Source organism: Rhodococcus koreensis (genome assembly GCF_017068375.1).
GTDB lineage: Bacteria > Actinomycetota > Actinomycetes > Mycobacteriales > Mycobacteriaceae > Rhodococcus_F > Rhodococcus_F koreensis.
The window spans coordinates 1,082,501-1,099,700 of the sequence record NZ_CP070609.1 but is presented as its reverse complement, the minus strand read 5'-3'; the positions used below and the strand labels follow the sequence as shown (position 1 = coordinate 1,099,700).

At 68.2% G+C, this 17,200-nt stretch carries 16 protein-coding genes and 1 rRNA gene (1 of these 17 only partly in view); 14 read left to right on the top strand and 3 right to left on the bottom strand.

The genetic code is table 11. From position 1 onward, the window contains the following. Positions 1–29 precede the first annotated feature (29 nt). The 11 genes from JWS14_RS04995 to JWS14_RS04945 all read left to right on the top strand — a co-directional run bounded on the left by JWS14_RS04995 (position 30) and on the right by JWS14_RS04945 (position 12,429). Positions 30–428, top strand: coding sequence for a hypothetical protein (locus tag JWS14_RS04995; protein ID WP_206012632.1), 399 nt, complete (start codon positions 30–32; stop codon positions 426–428). A 68-nt stretch (positions 429–496) separates the two neighbouring features. Continuing rightward, on the top strand, positions 497–1,552 hold the full coding sequence (gene argC / locus JWS14_RS04990; protein ID WP_072949274.1) for an N-acetyl-gamma-glutamyl-phosphate reductase: 1,056 nt from the start codon (positions 497–499) through the stop codon (positions 1,550–1,552). Next, positions 1,549–2,793 (top strand): bifunctional glutamate N-acetyltransferase/amino-acid acetyltransferase ArgJ, encoded by a 1,245-nt coding sequence (argJ, locus tag JWS14_RS04985; protein WP_072949272.1) that lies wholly within the window; start codon positions 1,549–1,551, stop codon positions 2,791–2,793. Before argC ends, argJ begins: the two co-directional genes overlap by 4 nt. Further along, positions 2,790–3,716, top strand: coding sequence for an acetylglutamate kinase (gene argB, locus JWS14_RS04980; protein ID WP_072949270.1), 927 nt, complete (start codon positions 2,790–2,792; stop codon positions 3,714–3,716). The genes argJ and argB overlap by 4 nt, the downstream gene beginning before the upstream one ends. Further along, the gene (locus JWS14_RS04975; RefSeq protein ID WP_072949269.1) at positions 3,713–4,912 is read left to right on the top strand and encodes an acetylornithine transaminase; all 1,200 of its coding nucleotides are present in this window, start codon (positions 3,713–3,715) and stop codon (positions 4,910–4,912) included. The genes argB and JWS14_RS04975 overlap by 4 nt, the downstream gene beginning before the upstream one ends. Next, on the top strand, positions 4,909–5,856 hold the full coding sequence (argF, locus tag JWS14_RS04970) for an ornithine carbamoyltransferase (RefSeq protein WP_206012631.1): 948 nt from the start codon (positions 4,909–4,911) through the stop codon (positions 5,854–5,856). The genes JWS14_RS04975 and argF overlap by 4 nt, the downstream gene beginning before the upstream one ends. After that, positions 5,853–6,413: an arginine repressor gene (locus JWS14_RS04965; RefSeq protein WP_095865299.1), complete on the top strand. Its 561-nt coding sequence runs from the start codon at positions 5,853–5,855 to the stop codon at positions 6,411–6,413. The genes argF and JWS14_RS04965 overlap by 4 nt, the downstream gene beginning before the upstream one ends. A gap of 47 nt (positions 6,414–6,460) precedes the next feature. Next, positions 6,461–7,660 (top strand): argininosuccinate synthase, encoded by a 1,200-nt coding sequence (locus JWS14_RS04960; RefSeq protein ID WP_005247359.1) that lies wholly within the window; start codon positions 6,461–6,463, stop codon positions 7,658–7,660. 2 nt (positions 7,661–7,662) lie between these two features. Continuing rightward, the gene (gene argH / locus JWS14_RS04955; RefSeq protein WP_206012630.1) at positions 7,663–9,081 is read left to right on the top strand and encodes an argininosuccinate lyase; all 1,419 of its coding nucleotides are present in this window, start codon (positions 7,663–7,665) and stop codon (positions 9,079–9,081) included. Between the two features lie 106 nt (positions 9,082–9,187). Next, positions 9,188–12,178: an acyl-CoA synthetase gene (locus tag JWS14_RS04950; RefSeq protein WP_206012629.1), complete on the top strand. Its 2,991-nt coding sequence runs from the start codon at positions 9,188–9,190 to the stop codon at positions 12,176–12,178. Positions 12,179–12,216: 38 nt separating this feature from the next. Next, on the top strand, positions 12,217–12,429 hold the full coding sequence (locus JWS14_RS04945) for a Trm112 family protein (RefSeq protein ID WP_072949263.1): 213 nt from the start codon (positions 12,217–12,219) through the stop codon (positions 12,427–12,429). Here JWS14_RS04945 and JWS14_RS04940 read toward each other — a convergent pair whose 3' ends face one another. The 3 genes from JWS14_RS04940 to JWS14_RS04930 are packed head-to-tail and all read right to left on the bottom strand — an operon-like array spanning position 12,430 to position 14,539. Beyond that, the gene (locus JWS14_RS04940) at positions 12,430–13,056 is read right to left on the bottom strand and encodes a TetR/AcrR family transcriptional regulator (protein WP_206012628.1); all 627 of its coding nucleotides are present in this window, start codon (positions 13,054–13,056) and stop codon (positions 12,430–12,432) included. Further along, complete coding sequence (locus tag JWS14_RS04935; protein WP_072949261.1) at positions 13,053–13,808, bottom strand: ABC transporter permease; 756 nt, start codon at positions 13,806–13,808, stop codon at positions 13,053–13,055. The genes JWS14_RS04940 and JWS14_RS04935 overlap by 4 nt, the downstream gene beginning before the upstream one ends. Continuing rightward, complete coding sequence (locus JWS14_RS04930; RefSeq protein WP_072949260.1) at positions 13,808–14,539, bottom strand: ABC transporter ATP-binding protein; 732 nt, start codon at positions 14,537–14,539, stop codon at positions 13,808–13,810. Before JWS14_RS04930 ends, JWS14_RS04935 begins: the two co-directional genes overlap by 1 nt. A gap of 39 nt (positions 14,540–14,578) precedes the next feature. Between JWS14_RS04930 and JWS14_RS04925 the strand changes: the two genes are divergently transcribed. From JWS14_RS04925 to JWS14_RS04915, 3 genes are all read left to right on the top strand, one after another. After that, positions 14,579–15,250, top strand: a complete 672-nt coding sequence (locus tag JWS14_RS04925; protein WP_206012627.1) for a DNA-3-methyladenine glycosylase — start codon at positions 14,579–14,581, stop codon at positions 15,248–15,250. Positions 15,251–15,258: 8 nt separating this feature from the next. Next, positions 15,259–16,536 (top strand): tyrosine--tRNA ligase, encoded by a 1,278-nt coding sequence (gene tyrS, locus JWS14_RS04920; RefSeq protein WP_072949332.1) that lies wholly within the window; start codon positions 15,259–15,261, stop codon positions 16,534–16,536. 605 nt (positions 16,537–17,141) lie between these two features. Further along, positions 17,142–17,200: ribosomal RNA gene (locus JWS14_RS04915) — 16S ribosomal RNA — on the top strand (it continues 1,459 nt past the right edge of the window).

Here is a 17,200-nt window from a genome sequence, read left to right as displayed (position 1 = left end):
GGAGGGCCCGGGACGGTGAGGAGCAGGCGATGACCGAGGTGCGCGACGTCGTGGCGGCGGCCAGTCAGTTGACCGACGCCGAGTTCCTCGAGGTGGTGCGTGCGGTGGCCGCCGGACGTCCGGGTCTCGGCGCGCTTCTCGCGGCCGTGGACGTGGGTGCGGCGATTCCGGCCGAGGATCCGGTGACCGCGGAGGTCGTGCCCCACGTCGTGCCGGGTGTGCCGGAGCCGGACTACACCCCGGGCGGTGTCCCGACGTTCGACCGCGTACGTGAGCGGATCGAGGGACGGTTCGGCACGGCGATGGGCTCCTCGGAACTCGCGCACGACAGCCCGTCGGGGCAATCGCTGGAGGATGCGTGGGAGAAGCGGGAGAAGGCGGGTAAGGCCAAGCTCGACGAGATCCGGCGGTCGCTCGGCAAGCAGTGACCGCGGTTTCCGTCCCGCCGAAAGACCACGTTGTGTATTAGCTTGCATGATGATGCATAATCAATCGTATGACTGAGCACGCGGGAAAACCGATCAGGATTGCCGTCGCCGGCGCGAGCGGATACGCCGGTGGCGAAGTGCTGCGTCTGCTGCTGGGGCACCCGTCGTATGCGGACGGTTCGCTCGTCATCGGCGCGCTCACCGCCGGCGGCAACGCCGGCTCGACCCTGGGCTCACACCATCCGCATCTGCTTCCCCTCGCCGACCGAGTGCTGGAAGACACCACCGTCGACACGCTCTCCGGTCACGACGTGGTGTTCCTCGGTTTGCCGCACGGCAATTCGGCGCAGTACGCGAAGGACCTGCCCGAGTCCACGGTCATCATCGACTGCGGCGCGGACTTCCGGCTGACGAACGCCGAGGACTGGGAGCGGTACTACAAGAGCCCGCACGCAGGTAGCTGGCCGTACGGACTTCCGGAACTTCCCGGTGCCCGCGAGAAGTTGGCGGGCGCCACCCGCATCGCCGTCCCCGGGTGCTTCCCGACGGTGTCGAGCCTGGCGATGGCTCCCGCGGTCGCGGCGGGCGTCGTCGAACCGCGGGTCACGATCGTCGCGGTGACCGGCGCGTCCGGCGCGGGACGTGCCCCCAAGGCCGATCTGCTCGGCTCCGAGGTGATGGGTTCGGTCCGCGCGTACGGCGTCGGCGGCGTGCACCGCCACACACCGGAGATCATCCAGAATCTCTCCGAACTCGCCGGTGAGCGTGTCACCGTGTCGTTCACCCCCGTGCTGGCGCCCATGCCGCGCGGCATCCTCGCCACCTGCACCGCGGTCACCACGGCGACCGAGGACGAGGTGCGCGCGATCTACGAAAAGGCTTACGCGGACGAGCCGTTCGTGCACGTGCTGCCCCAGGGCGTGCTGCCGCAGACCGGGGCGGTCATCGGATCGAACGCGGTCCAGATCGCGGTGACGGTCGACGCCGACGCCGGACAGATCGTCGTGATCGCCGTGATCGACAACCTTGCGAAGGGCACCGCCGGGGGAGCGGTGCAATCGATGAATCTTGCGCTTGGACTACCCGAGACCGCCGGTCTCTCGACAGTGGGAGTTGCCCCGTGAGCAGTGACAGCACGATCGATCCGCACCCGACCCGGGAAGTCGCCGGCGGCACCCTGGTCCGCAGCCAGGGGGTGTCGGGGCCCGCGGGCTTCCGCGCGTCCGGGATCAAGGCGGGTATCAAGGCGAGCGGAAACGCCGACCTGGCCCTCGTCCTCAACGAGGGGCCGGAACTCGCGGCGGCGGGCGTCTTCACCGCGAACAAGGTGAAAGCCGCCCCCGTGCTGTGGTCGCAGCAGGTGCTCACCACGGGCAGGCTGCGCGCCGTCGTGCTCAATTCGGGTGGTGCCAACGCGTGCACGGGTGCGGGCGGATTCCAGGACGCGCACAAGACGGCCGAGGAAGTGGCGTCGGCGCTGAGCAACTGGGGCACCGAGACCGGTGCCGTCGAGGTCGCGGTGTGCTCGACCGGTCTGATCGGCGACCGCCTGCCCATGGACAAGGTCCTGACCGGCGTCACGGAGGCCGTCCACGAACTCGCAGGCGGAATCTCGGGTGGCACCGACGCCGCGTACGCGATCATGACCACCGACACGGTGCCGAAGCAGGCCGCCCTGCATCATGCGGGCAAGTGGAACGTCGGCGGGATGGCGAAGGGCGCCGGCATGCTGGCGCCGGCGCTGGCGACGATGCTGTGCGTGGTGACGACAGACGCCGTCGCGACCGCCGCTCAACTCGACGCCGCGCTGCGGGCCGCCACCCGGCTGACGTTCGACCGACTGGACGTCGACGGTGCCACCTCGACCAACGACACCGTGCTGCTGCTCGCGTCCGGTGCGAGCAACGTGACACCCACCCAGGACGAACTGAACGCGGCCGTGACGGCCGTCTGCGACGATCTGGCCGAGCAGATGATGGCCGACGCGGAGGGCGTCACCAAGCGGGTGCAGGTCACCGTCAGCGGCGCGGTCAGCGAGCACGACGCGCTGATCGGGGCCCGGACGGTGGCGCGGGACAGCCTCGTCAAGACGGCGCTGTTCGGTTCCGACCCCAACTGGGGCCGGGTCCTCGCCGCGATCGGCATCGCGCCGATCGAACTGGACCCCGACAAGATCTCGGTGTCGTTCAACGGCGCCCCCGTCTGCATCGACGGCGTCGGCGCCCCGGGTGCGCGGGACGTGGACCTGAGCGACATCGACATCGCCCTCGACATCGACCTGGGTCTGGGCGAGCACGCGGTGACCATCCGGACCACCGACCTCTCGCACGCCTATGTCGAAGAGAATTCGGCGTATTCGTCATGACAGCGGCCAGCGAAGCGCTCACCGGCATCACCGATCACCAGAAGGCACACGTCCTGGCGGAGGCGCTGCCGTGGCTGCAGCAGTTCCGCGACAAGGTCGTCGTCGTGAAGTACGGCGGCAACGCCATGGTCGACGACGCGCTGAAGACGGCGTTCGCCGCCGACATGGCGTTCCTGCGGACGGTCGGAATTCAGCCGGTCGTCGTGCACGGCGGCGGCCCCCAGATCAATGCCATGCTCGGAAAGCTCGGCATGACAGGGGAATTCAAGGGCGGCTTCCGCGTCACCACCCCCGAGGTGATGGACGTCGTCCGGATGGTGCTGTTCGGTCAGGTCGGCCGCGAACTGGTCGGGCTGATCAACGCCCACGGACCGTACGCCGTCGGGATCTCCGGCGAGGACGCACATCTGTTCACCGCCACCAAGCGCACCGTGATGGTCGAGGGCAGGCCGACGGACATCGGACTCGTCGGCGACGTCACGACCGTGAATCCGGAGGCTGTTCTCGACCTCATCCGCGCGGGCCGAATTCCCGTGGTGTCGACCATCGCCCCCGACTCGGACGGTGTGGTGCACAACATCAACGCGGACACCGCCGCCGCCGCGCTCGCCGAGGCCATCGGCGCCGAAAAGCTCGTGGTCCTCACGGATGTCGAAGGGCTGTACACGAACTGGCCGGACCGCGATTCGCTGGCCACCGAGATCGACGTGGACGCGCTCGCGCAACTGCTGCCGAGTCTCGACGCAGGCATGGTGCCCAAGATGGAGGCCTGCCTGCGCGCGGTCCGCGGCGGGGTACCCACCGCGCACGTCATCGACGGCCGCCTCGCGCATTCCGTTCTGCTCGAACTGTTCACCGGCGAGGGCATCGGCACGATGGTCACGCCCGCCCCGACTTCACCTACCGAGGGAGTTGCCCCATGACCGGAACCCCGGAACTCCAGCAGCGCTGGTCCGGCGCCCTGATGAACACGTACGGCGTCCCCCGGGTGGCACTCACGCGCGGTCAGGGTGCGGTGCTCACCGACGCCGACGGCAAGGAGTACGTCGACTTCCTCGCCGGCATCGCCGTCAACATCCTCGGGCACGCACACCCGGCGATCATCGAGGCCGTCACGGCGCAGTTGTCGACCCTCGGTCACGTGTCGAACCTGTACGCCAGCGAGCCGGCGATCGAACTGGCCGAGAAATTGCTGTCCCATCTGGGCGCACCCGGGCGCGTGTTCTTCTGCAATTCCGGCACGGAGGCCAACGAGGCGGCGTTCAAGCTCGCGCGGGCCACGGGACGATCGAAGATCATCGCGGCGGAGAACTCCTTCCACGGCCGGACGATGGGCGCTCTCGCGCTCACCGGGCAGGCCGCCAAGCGGGCGCCGTTCGAGCCGATGCCTCCGGGTGTCATGCACGTGCCGTACGGCGACCTCGACGCACTCGACAAGGCCGTCGACGCCGACACCGCAGCCGTGTTCCTGGAGCCGATGATGGGCGAGGGCGGAGTCGTCGTTCCGCCGGAGGGATACCTCGCAGGCGCACGGCAGATCACCGCCGATCGCGGCGCACTGCTCGTGCTCGACGAAGTGCAGACCGGGATCGGCCGCACCGGCTGGTTCTACGCTCACCAGGCGGTCGGGATCGTGCCCGACGTCATGACTCTCGCGAAGGGCTTGGGGGGCGGGATGCCGATCGGCGCGTGCATCGCCACCGGCGCGACCGCGGACCTGTTCGGGCCGGGCAAGCACGGCACGACGTTCGGCGGGAACCCTGTCTGCGCGTCGGCGGCGCTCGCCGTGCTGCGGACCATCGCCGAGGACGACCTCATCTCCCGCGCCGACACGCTCGGCAAGACGCTGTCGGCAGGCATCGAAGGTCTCGGCCACCCGCTGATCGACCACGTCCGCGGCGCCGGACTGCTGCTCGGCATCGTCCTCACCCAGGACGTGGCCCCCGCGGTGGAGAACTCCGCCCGCGAGGCCGGATACCTGATCAACGCCGCGCAGCCGGGCGTCGTCCGGCTCGCTCCGCCCCTCGTCCTCACGGACGAGCAGGCCGAAGGATTCGTCGCGGCGCTGCCTGCGATCCTCGACAACGCGCAATCGGCCGCTCAGCCGGGAAAGCAGTGACGACCGTGGTGAAACACTTTCTCCGGGACGACGACCTCACCCCCGAACAGCAGGCGGAGGTCCTCGAACTCGCCGCCAGGCTGAAGAAGGCCCCGTTCGCCGAACGTCCGCTCGAGGGCCCCCGCGGGGTCGGCGTGATCTTCGAGAAGAACTCCACGCGTACCCGGTTCTCGTTCGAGATGGGCATCGCGCAGCTGGGCGGTCACGCGATCGTCGTCGACGGGCGCAGCACCCAGCTCGGCCGCGAGGAAACGTTGCAGGACACCGGCCGCGTCCTGTCGCGGTACGTCGACGCCGTGGTGTGGCGCACGTTCGGGCAGAAGCGGCTCGAGGCGATGGCGTCCGGCGCCGACGTCCCGATCGTCAACGCGCTGTCCGACGAGTTCCACCCGTGCCAGGTTCTGGCCGACCTGCAGACCCTCGCGGAGCGGAAGGGCTCGCTGAAGGGTCTGAAGCTCACCTACCTCGGTGACGGCGCCAACAACATGGCGCACTCGCTGATGCTGGGCGGTGTCACCGCAGGCGTCGACGTGACCATCGCCAGCCCCGAGGGATTCGCACCCCTGCCCTGGGTGGTCGACGCAGCCCGCGCGCGGGCCGCCGACACCGGCGCGACCATCACCCTCAGCGAGGATCCGCAGGCGGCGGTCGTCGGAGCGGACGCACTCGTCACCGACACCTGGACGTCGATGGGCCAGGAGAACGACGGACTCGACCGGGTCGGCCCGTTCCGCCCGTTCCAGATCAACGAGGCGCTGCTCGCGAGGGCCGATGCCGATGCGGTGGTCCTGCACTGCCTGCCCGCCCACCGCGGCGAGGAGATCACCGACGCCGTCCTCGACGGACCGCAGAGCGTCGTCTGGGACGAGGCGGAGAACCGCCTCCACGCGCAGAAGGCACTGCTGGTGTGGCTGCTCGCACAACGAACCGGGGACCGTCCGTGAATGCGGCACCGCCGCAGCGCGCAGGTGCGGCACCGCCGCAGCGCACAGGTGCGGCACCGCCGCAGCGCACAGCGAACGCGGCAACGGCGCCGACCCGGGCGGGTCGGCAGGCGCGCATCGTCGCGATCCTGTCGAACAACCCGGTCCGCAGCCAGACCGAACTCGCGGCGCTGCTCGCGGCCGAAGGCATCGATGCCACCCAGGCCACGTTGTCGCGCGACCTCGAAGAACTCGGTGCCGTGAAACTCCGTGCCGCCGACGGTGGCGCCGGGGTGTACGTGGTGCCCGAGGACGGAAATCCCGTCCGCGGCGTCTCCGGCGGAACCGACCGGCTGTCGCGGTTGCTGGGGGAGCTACTGGTGTCGACCGATGCCAGTGGCAACATGGCGGTGCTGAGAACTCCCCCGGGGGCAGCGCACTATCTGGCGAGCGCACTCGATCGGGCATCATTACCTGACGTCGTGGGAACCATCGCGGGGGATGACACCATTCTCGTGGTGGCACGCGAGCCGCTGAGCGGGGCGGAACTCGCGGCCAAGATCGAATCCCTCGCCTGACAACTGAATCATCTCTACAGATCTTCAACCTAAGGAGCACAAGGACCATGGCCGATCGCGTCGTACTCGCCTACTCGGGCGGGCTGGACACCTCAGTCGCCATCAGCTGGATCGGCAAGGAGACCGGCAAGGAAGTTGTTGCTGTCGCCATCGATCTCGGCCAGGGCGGCGAGGACATGGAGGTCGTGCGCCAGCGTGCACTCGACTGCGGTGCGGTCGAATCGGTCGTGGTGGACGCGCGCGACGAATTCGCCGACGAATACTGCCTGCCGACCATCCAGGCCAACGCCCTCTACATGGACCGCTACCCCCTCGTGTCGGCCATCAGCCGCCCGCTGATCGTCAAGCACCTCGTCGAGGCCGCGCGTGCCCACGGCGGCACCACCGTCGCGCACGGCTGCACCGGCAAGGGCAACGACCAGGTCCGGTTCGAGGTGGGCTTCGGATCGCTCGCTCCTGACCTCGACGTCATCGCACCGGTCCGCGACTACGCATGGACCCGGGAGAAGGCGATCGCGTTCGCCGAGGAAAACGAGATCCCGATCAACGTCTCCAAGAAGTCACCGTTCTCGATCGACCAGAACGTGTGGGGCCGCGCCGTGGAGACCGGGTTCCTCGAGGACCTGTGGAACGCGCCGACCAAGGACGTCTACGACTACACGCAGGATCCGACCGTCAACTGGCAGGCCCCGGACGAGCTGATCATCAGCTTCGAGGCCGGACGCCCCGTCGCGATCGACGGCAAGCCCGTCAGCGTCCTCGAGGCGATCCAGGAACTCAACCGCCGCGCAGGCGCCCAGGGTGTCGGCCGCCTCGACGTCGTCGAGGACCGTCTCGTCGGCATCAAGAGCCGGGAGATCTACGAGGCTCCCGGTGCCATGGTGCTCATCAACGCGCACCAGGAACTCGAGCACGTCACGCAGGAACGCGAACTCGGTCGCTACAAGCGTCAGACCGAGCAGCGCTGGAGCGAGCTGGTGTACGACGGCCTGTGGTTCTCCCCGCTGAAGGTCGCGCTGGACACGTTCATCGAGAAGACGCAGGAACGCGTCTCCGGTGACATCCGGCTGGTGCTGCACGGCGGTGCGATCATCGTCAACGGCCGCCGCAGCAACCAGTCGCTGTACGACTTCAACCTGGCCACCTACGACGAGGGCGACACGTTCGACCAGTCGTACGCCAAGGGATTCGTCCAGATCCACGGACTGTCCTCGAAGGTCGCGGCGAAGCGCGATCTGGGTCTCTAGGTATGAGTGCTCACGGCACCAACGAAGGAGCCCTCTGGGGTGGCCGGTTCGAGTCCGGACCGGCCGCCGCCATGGCGGCGCTGAGCAAGTCCACTCACTTCGACTGGGTGCTGGCCCCGTACGACGTGCGCGCCTCCCAGGCGCACGCCCGGGTGCTGCACAAGGCCGGCCTGCTCGGTGACCAGGACCTGGCGACGATGCTCGCCGGTCTCGGCAGGCTCGCGGCCGACGTCGCGAGCGGCGAGTTCGTCCCGAGCGAATCCGACGAGGACGTGCACGGGGCGCTCGAGCGCGGTCTGATCGATCGGGTCGGTCCCGAGGTCGGGGGACGCCTGCGCGCCGGGCGTTCGCGCAACGATCAGGTGGCGACGCTGTTCCGGATGTGGCTGCGGGACGCCGTCCGCCGCGTCGCCGAGGGTGTGCTCGACGTCGTCGACGCCCTCGCCACGCAGGCCGCCGCGCACCCCTCCGCGGTGATGCCGGGCAAGACCCACCTGCAGGCCGCGCAGCCGGTGCTGCTCGCGCACCACCTGCTGGCGCACACGCACCCGTTGCTCCGTGACGTTCAGCGGCTGCGGGACTTCGACGTGCGGGCGGCCGTGTCGCCGTACGGTTCCGGAGCACTGGCCGGATCGTCGCTCGGACTCGATCCGGAGGCGATCGCCGCGGAACTCGCGTTCGATTCGTCGGCCGAGAACTCGATCGACGCCACGTCGTCGCGGGATTTCGCGGCCGAGGCGGCGTTCGTGCTCGCGATGATCGGCGTCGACCTGTCGCGGATGGCCGAGGAGGTCATCCTGTGGAGCACTCCGGAATTCGGCTACATCACGCTCGCCGACGCCTGGTCGACCGGCTCGTCGATCATGCCGCAGAAGAAGAACCCCGACGTGTCCGAGCTGACCCGCGGCAAGTCGGGCCGGCTGATCGGCAACTTGACCGGTCTGCTGGCGACGCTGAAGGCGCAGCCGCTCGCGTACAACCGGGATCTGCAGGAGGACAAGGAACCGGTCTTCGATTCGGTGGCGCAGCTCGAGTTGCTGCTCCCGGCGATCACCGGACTGGTCTCCACCCTCGAATTCCACACGGATCGAATGGCGGAACTGGCACCGGCGGGCTTCACGCTGGCCACCGACATCGCCGAGTGGCTCGTCCGTCAGGGCGTCCCCTTCCGCGTCGCGCACGAGGCTGCGGGGGCGTGTGTCCGCGTCGCCGAGGCGCGGGGCGCCGGACTCGAGGATCTCACCGACGAAGAACTCGCCGGAGTCGATCCGGCTCTCACCCCGGACGTGCGGGAGGTGCTCACCGTCGAGGGCTCGATCGCCTCGCGTAACGCCCGCGGCGGTACGGCCGGTATCCGTGTGGCCGAACAGTTGGGCGGGGTCCGTCAGCTGTCCGAGTCGCTGCGCGAGTGGTGTCGATGACACCGGCGTCGGACGCCCCGGATTAGGGGCTGTGTGACGCGTCGAGCGCAGTAGGGTGAGGGCGGGCGGCAGCGAGACGTGCGTCACGGTTCGAGAGTCTGGGAGAGTGTTCGTGGGACTGAATACCGAAACGGTGATGGGCCCGATCCGTCGCGTGGTGGCGACGGCGCAGAACGGGTTGGAGGTGGTTCGTCTCGGCGGACTCGAGACGGACCTCACCACATCGCCGTTCGAGGTGGTCGAACGCGCACCGATGTATCGGCTCCGACGGTATTTCCCCGACACGGACCCGGCCGACGCCGGACCCCCGATCGTCCTGGTCCCGCCGATGATGATGTCGGCCGACGTCTACGACGTCACACGGGACCAGGGCGCGGTCGGCATCCTGCGCTCGATGGGGATCGACCCCTGGGTCGTCGACTTCGGTTCGCCGGATTCCGAAGAGGGCGGCTGGGATCGGAATCTCGCCGACCACATCGTCGCGATCAGCGAGATCATCGATCAGGTGCGGTCGCACACCGGGCGTGACGTCTATCTCTCCGGGTATTCGCAGGGCGGCATGTTCGCCTACCAGGCCGCCGCGTACCGCCGCAGCCGCAACATCGCCGGGCTCGTGACGTTCGGCAGTCCGGTCGACACGCTCGCCGGGCTGCCGTTCGGGATCCCGGCCGGGTTCGCCACCGACGCCGCGGGTTTCCTCGCGGACCACGTCTTCAACCGGCTCGCGGTGTCGGGGTGGATGGCCCGCACCGGGTTTCAGCTCCTCGACCCCGTCAAGACACTGAAGTCGAGGTTGGATTTCCTCCGTCAGTTGCACGACAGGGAAGCGCTGTTGCCGCGGGAGCAGCAGCGACGGTTCCTCGCGACCGAGGGCTGGGTTGCGTGGTCCGGTCCGGCCGTCGCGGAGTTGCTCAAGCAGTTCATCGTGCACAACCGCATGATGACCGGCGGGTTCGTGATCAAGGACCAGGTGGTGTCGCTCGCGGAGTTGACCTGTCCGGTCCTCGCGTTCGTGGGAGAGGTCGACGACATCGGTCAGCCGTTGGCCGTCCGCGGCATCCGCCGGGCCGCCCCACGTGCGAACGTGTACGAATCGACGTTGCGGGCAGGGCATTTCGGTCTCGTGGTCGGCTCGGCCGCGGCGACCCACACGTGGCCGACGACCGGCAAGTGGGTGCTGTGGAACGAGGGGCTGGGGCCGCGCCCCACCAACATCGAGCTCATGCGCTACGACGAGCACTTCGGTAGCGAATCCGGAGTGTCCATCAGCGACCGCATCATTCACACCGTGGCGTCGGTCGCCGAGGTGGGTGTCGGTGTCGGCAAAGGAATCAGCGACTTCGCGTCCGGCGCGTTGCGCGGCACGGTGGAACTGTCCGGCGAGGCCACGCGGGCGCTGCCCCGGCTGGCCCGGCTCGGCCAGATTCAGCCGCACACCCAGATCTCGCTCAGCCGGTTGCTGGCCGAGCAGCGCCGGAAGGCGCCGGGCGGCGAGTGCTTCCTCTTCGACAATCGCGTGCATACCTACGAGGCGGTCAATCAGCGGATCGACAACGTGGTCCGCGGTCTGATCCAGGCCGGTGTCCGTCCCGCCGCTCACGTCGGCGTCGTGATGCAGACGCGCCCGAGCGCGCTCGCCGCCATCGTCGCGCTGTCCCGTCTCGGTGCCGTCGCGGTCCTCCTGCCCCCGGGGCGGGAAGTCCACACCGCCCTCCGCATCGACGGTGTCGAGCGCATCGTCACCGATCCGGAGAATCTGGACGCCGCGCTCGCCACCGGCATTCAAGTGCTCGTGCTCGGCGGCGGTGCCCAGCGCGACCTCGACGTGGATCCGTCGGCGAACGTCGTCGATCTCGAGAAGATCGACCCCGACGCGGTGACGTTGCCGGGCTGGTACCGGCCCGATCCCGGACTGGCCCGCGAATTGGCGTTCATCATCTGCAGTGAGTCCAACGGGCACTGGGAGACCAAGCAGATCACGAACTACCGGTGGGCGCTGTCGGCGTTCGGAACGGCCTCGGCCGCCGATCTCGACCGCGGCGACACCGTGTATTGCCTTGCGCCTCTGCATCATTCGTCGAGCCTGCTCGCCGCGATCGGTGGCGCCGTGGCGGGTGGATCGCGGATCGCGCTCTCGCGCGGACTCGACCCCGAGCGGTTCGCCGAGGAGGTCCACCGCTACGGCGTCACAGTGGTCAGCTACACGTGGACGATGATGCGCGAGATCCTCGACGCCGAAAACCTCGCGCTCGACGGAAGCCACCCCGTCCGGCTCTTCATCGGATCCGGAATGCCGCAGGGCTTGTGGCGCCGCACGACGGAACGATTCGCACCGGCGAAGGTCCTCGAGTTCTACGCCTCCACCGAGGGCGACGTGGTTCTCGCGAACGTCGCAGGCGCGAAGGTCGGGGCGAAGGGGCGGCCCCTGCCCGGCAGCGCCGAGGTGCGGCTCGCGGCCTACGACCCGATCGCCGGCCGGCTGCTGGAGGACGAGCAGGGATTCATCCGCGAATGCGAGGACGACGAGGTCGGTCTGCTCCTCGGCAGGGCGGGCGTGCACGCCGAGATGTCCGGCGGCGCGATGCGGGGAATCTTCGCCGCGGGCGACGCGTGGATTCCGACGGAGAACCTCTTCCGCCGCGACGCCGACGGGGACTACTGGCTGGTCGACCACAGGAAGACCGTGATCGCGACTCGCCGGGGCGCGGTGTTCACCCAGCCGATCGTCGACGCGCTCGGGTCCGTCGATCGTGTCGACCTCGCGGTGGCCTACGGGGTCGCGGTCGGCGGTCGCACGCTGGCCGTTGCCGCGTTCACCCTCCGCGACGGGCCGCCGCCGAGACTGGCGGAGATCTCCGACGCGCTCGACGCGCTTGCTCCCGCGCTGCGGCCCGACATCATCCAGGTGGTGGGGGACATCCCGCTGGGGTCCTCGTACCGCCCGAATGCCGATGCCCTGAGCGCTGCCGGCCTGCCCAAGCCGGGAACCCGTGTGTGGTACGCCGATCCGGAATCGCACCAGTACCGGCGGCTGACCAAGGCGGTGGCCGCCGAGTTCGAGGACGGCTCCGCCGGAGTGCCCGCCGGCGCGCGGTAGCCTGACACTGCTCACCCGAACGGTTGGAGAGGACTTCCGTGGTTATTGATCCGACGTTGCTCGGCATTCTCGCGTGCCCACAGGACAAGGGTCCTCTGCTGTTGGTCGGAGACGAGTTGCTCTACAACCCTCGCCTTCGGCGGGCGTATCCCATCGAGAACGGGATCCCCGTCCTGCTGATCGACGAGGCCAGGGACGTCGACGCGGCCGAGCACGAGACGCTGCTCGCCCGGGCGGCCGGCGAGGCCTGATCACACCGGCAGATCGCCGGTGAGATAACGCTGCAACGTCGGGGCGACGATCGCGACCAGGTCGTCGACGGGCAGCGACGCGAGTGGCTCGATTTCGAGGACGTACCGCGTCACCAGCACACCGGCCATCTGCGATGCCACCAATTGCATGCGCAGCATGCCGGTTCCGGGTGGTTCGTCGACGCGCGGTCCGAGGTCTCGGAGCACGACCTCGAGGAGGAACGTGCGGATGAGGGTCGGTTCGTTCCCCGCCATCGCGGACCGGAACGCCGCGACCACGGCGGGCTTGTGCGGCGACTCCCAGACCGAGAACACGGCCCGGGCGAGGCGGCTGCCGATCTCGTCCGGCGGGGTGTCGAGCACCGGCGCGATCACCTTCGTCGGGTCCACCGGAATGTCCACCGACGCGAGGAACAGTTGTCGCTTCGTTCCGAAGTAGTGGTGGACCAGAGCGGAGTCGACGCCCGCCCCGGAGGCCACGGAACGGACGCTGGTCTTGTCGAAGCCGTTCTGTGCAAACAGTTTTCGTGCGGAAGTCAGTATCCGTGACCGCGTGTCCGGGTTGCCCGGGCGTCGTCCGGTCCGCAGCCCGGGGGCGCCGTCGGTGCGTGTCGCGGGGTCGGTCATGGTGTGCGGCGCCTCAGCGTCGCGGCGCCCAGCGACAGTGCGAACAGGGCGAAGGCGGCGACCACCGCCAGGTCACGCCACATGAGGCCGGTCGCCCCGGGGTGGGTGGCGACCTGTTGCAACGCCTCGACGGCGTAGCTCAGCGGGAGGACGTTGCTGATCCACTCCAGCCAGGTGGGGAGCTGATCCCGTGGAACGAGGAGCCCGCACAGGAAGAGCTGGGGAACCACGACCACCGGCATGAACTGCACCGCCTGGAATTCGGTGCGCGCGAACGCGCTGCACAGCAGACCGAGTGCCACGCCGAGGATCGCGTTCAGCACGGCGATCAGCAGCACCCACGTCACGCTGCCCTCGGTGGTGAGGCCGAGAAATCCGAACGAGACCGCACACGCCAGCGCCGCCTGCGCCGCAGCGGCGCTGGAGAACGCCGCGGCGTAGCCGCCGAGCAGGTCGAGTTTGCCCATGGGCGTCGTGAGCAGGCGTTCGAGGGTGCCGGACGTCCGTTCGCGTTGCATCGCGATCGACGTGACGAGGAACATCACGACGAACGGCAGGATGCCCAGCATCGTGATCGCGACGCGCTCGAACAGCGATTGCTGACCGGGCGGCGCCGGAACGTTCTGATACAGGAAGTACAGCAGCACCATCAGCAGGCTGGGCACCACCAGAATCATGGCGACGGTGCGGTGATCCGTCCGCAGTTGCGCGAGGATCCGGCCCGCCGTGGCCGCGAAGATCGTGACGTTCATCAGTTCTCACTCCCGACATGTGATGCGCGGATGAGGTTCAGGAAGGCGTCTTCGAGGCTCGTCTCACCGGTCTGTTCCCGGAGCCCGCCGGGGGAGACCTGCGCGAGAACGTAGCCGTCCCGCATGAGCAGGAGCGACGCGCAGTGTTCGGCCTCGTCCATGACGTGGCTCGACACCAGCAGAGTGGTGCCGGCGGCGGCGAGTTCCTCGAACCGCTCCCAGAGTTCGACGCGCAGGAGTGGGTCCAGGCCGACGGTGGGTTCGTCGAGGACGAGGATCTCGGGGCGCGCCACCAGCGCGCACGCCAGGCTGACCCGGCCCAGCTGCCCACCCGACAGATCTGCCGCCTTCTGGGTGGCGAAGCGCGTCAGCCCCACCGCGTCGACCGCTTCGGTGACCGCGCTCGACGGCTGACCGTAGAGCGCGGCGAAGTAGGCGACGTTCTTCCTGACCGTGAGGTCGGCGTACACGCTGGGGGACTGGGTGACGTACCCGACGCGGCTTCGCAACGAGACCGAGCCTGCGGGGGACCCCAGCACGGTGACCGTCCCGGATTCCACGATCTGAGTGCCGACCACGCACCGCATCAGCGTGGTCTTTCCGCATCCGGAGGGTCCGAGGAGGCCGGTTATGGATCCGCTCGGCACCTGGACGTCGATGCCGTGCAGCACCTCGTTCCTGCCTCGGCGCACGTGCAGATCACGGATGTCGATCGCTGCACTGCCATTCATGGCGGGCCTCAATTCATCACTGGGTGAATTCATTGTGTGATGAATTATGCGACCGTCGGGGTGGCGGCGTCAACGGTTGTGGAGAATCGGGACGTGACCATCGATCGACTCGACCGGGCGGAACCCGTGGACGCCGCGCACATCGTCCTCGGATCCACGCTGATCGTCGGCGAGGTCCGGATCCGCATCGTCGAGGTGGAGGCGTACGGCGGCGAGAAGGACGGCCCGTGGCCCGACCCGGCTTCGCACTCGTACCGGGGGAGGACGCCGCGCAACGAGGTGATGTTCGGCCCGGCCGGGCACCTGTACGTCTACCGCAGCTACGGGATGCACTTCTGCATGAACGTGTCCTACGGGCCGGTCGGCACCGCGGGCGGGGTGCTGCTGCGTGCGGGCGAAGTGCTCGACGGGTCCGCGACGGTCCGGGCACGCAGACCCCGCGTGACGAGACCGGCCGACTGGGCGCGCGGGCCCGGCAACCTGGGGTCCGCGACCGGCGTCACCCTCGCCGAGAACGGTGCGGCACTGTTCGAAACCGATTCGCCCGTTCGGCTGGAGGTTGCGGATTCGGACGGCTGGGTGAGCGGCCCGCGGGTCGGGGTCAGCACGGCCGCCGACCGCCCGTGGCGCTTCTGGATTCCGGAGTCGCCGGCGGTGTCCGCGTACCGGAGAAGCCCGCGTGCGACGCCCGCCGACGAGCGGATGGGATGATCGAACCCGTGACTGAGAACATCATCGATGAACTGACCTGGCGCGGGCTCATTGCCCAATCAACCGATCTGGACGCGCTGCGCCGTGATCTCGACGCCGGACCGGTCACGCTCTATGCCGGTTTCGATCCGACCGGACCGAGTTTGCACGCCGGCCATCTCGTGCCGCTGCTCGCGCTGAAGCGATTCCAGCGCGCGGGCAACCGTCCCATCGTGCTGGCGGGTGGCGCGACCGGTCTGATCGGCGATCCCCGCGACGTCGGTGAACGCACGATGAACTCCGCCGACACCGTGGCGGAATGGGCCGATCGGATTCGGGGTCAGCTCGAACGGTTCGTCGAGTTCGACGACTCGCCGAGTGGCGCCGTCATCGAGAACAACATGAACTGGACCGGCAAGCTGTCGGCCATCGACTTCCTCCGCGACGTGGGCAAGCACTTCTCCGTCAACGTGATGCTCGCGCGGGACACCGTGAAGCGTCGCCTCGAAACCGACGGCATGTCCTACACCGAATTCAGCTACATGCTGCTCCAGGCCAACGACTACCTGCACCTGCGACGCAGCCACGGTTGTTCACTGCAGGTCGGCGGATCCGATCAGTGGGGCAATATCATCGCCGGCGTCGAGCTGAACCGGCGCGTCGACGCCGAATCGGTTCACGGTCTGACAGTCCCGCTCGTCACGTCGGCGGACGGCAAGAAGTTCGGAAAGTCGACCGGAGGCGGAAGCCTGTGGCTCGACCCGGAGATGACGAGCCCTTACGCGTGGTACCAGTACTTCGTGAACACCGGCGACGCCGACGTGATCAAGTACCTGCGGTGGTTCACTTTCCTCACCGCCGAGGAGCTGGCGGAACTGGAGACGGCCACCGCCGAGCGGCCGCATGCCCGCGAGGCCCAGCGCCGGCTCGCCGCCGAGATGACGACACTCGTGCACGGCGAAGCCAACACCCGTGCCGTGGAGCTCGCGAGCCAGGCACTGTTCGGCCGCGCGGAACTGCAGGACCTGGACGAGCCGACGCTCGGCGCCGCCCTTCGGGAGGCGTCCGTCGCAGAACTCGCGCCGGGCGAGCCGTCCAGCATCGTCGACCTTCTCGTTCTCAGCGGCTTGTGCGAGAGCAAGGGTGCGGCCCGCCGCGCTGTGAAGGAAGGCGGCGCCTCCGTCAACAACCAGAAGATCTCCAGTGAGGACTGGACTCCCGAATCGGGCGATCTGCTGCACGGGACGTGGCTCGTGGTTCGGCGCGGAAAGCGCAACTTCGCCGGCGTCAAAGTGTTGTCGAGCTAGCGTGCGGCGGGTCACAGCGGCGTAATTCGGACCTACTCCGTCCGGTGGCCCGCGCGTAGCGCGGGCCACCAGCGGATTTCACGTACCGGATGCCTTTGACCAGGGGATTTGACGCTCCGTTTTCATTCGCGTAACTTATTCCAGGTCAGAGCGACACGGACACCAACCCCGACCGAGAGGCCGGGGACACGAGGTTGGACGCAGGCGCCTGAACTTCCCGAGAACACCGAGCAAGTTTCGATGCTTTCGAGATGTCCTGATCGCCCCGGTTTGCGCCGGGACGCGGCAGGAGATAAGTTGGAACGGTTGCCCCGGAGCGGCTGAAGTTGTTACTTCGGCAGTGATGGTGTGCGCGTGTTCTTTGAGAACTCAACAGTGTGTCGATGAATGTCAGTGCCAAATGTTTTTGGTACTCCGCATCACGAGTGTTCAACCGCCTCTTGGGGTTTGGTTGATGTTGTGGTGTGGGTATTTGCTGGCTTCCCTCCTTCTTCCGTCGGTGGGGGGTCAGTGTTTGATTGAAGCTAGTTTGAGTTTTTGATCGCTAGTGATTTGACTCGATGTCTATGACTGATTAACGGGTTCGCCTGTGAAATCTAGAGTCTTCAACGGAGAGTTTGATCCTGGCTCAGGACGAACGCTGGCGGCGTGCTTAACACATGCA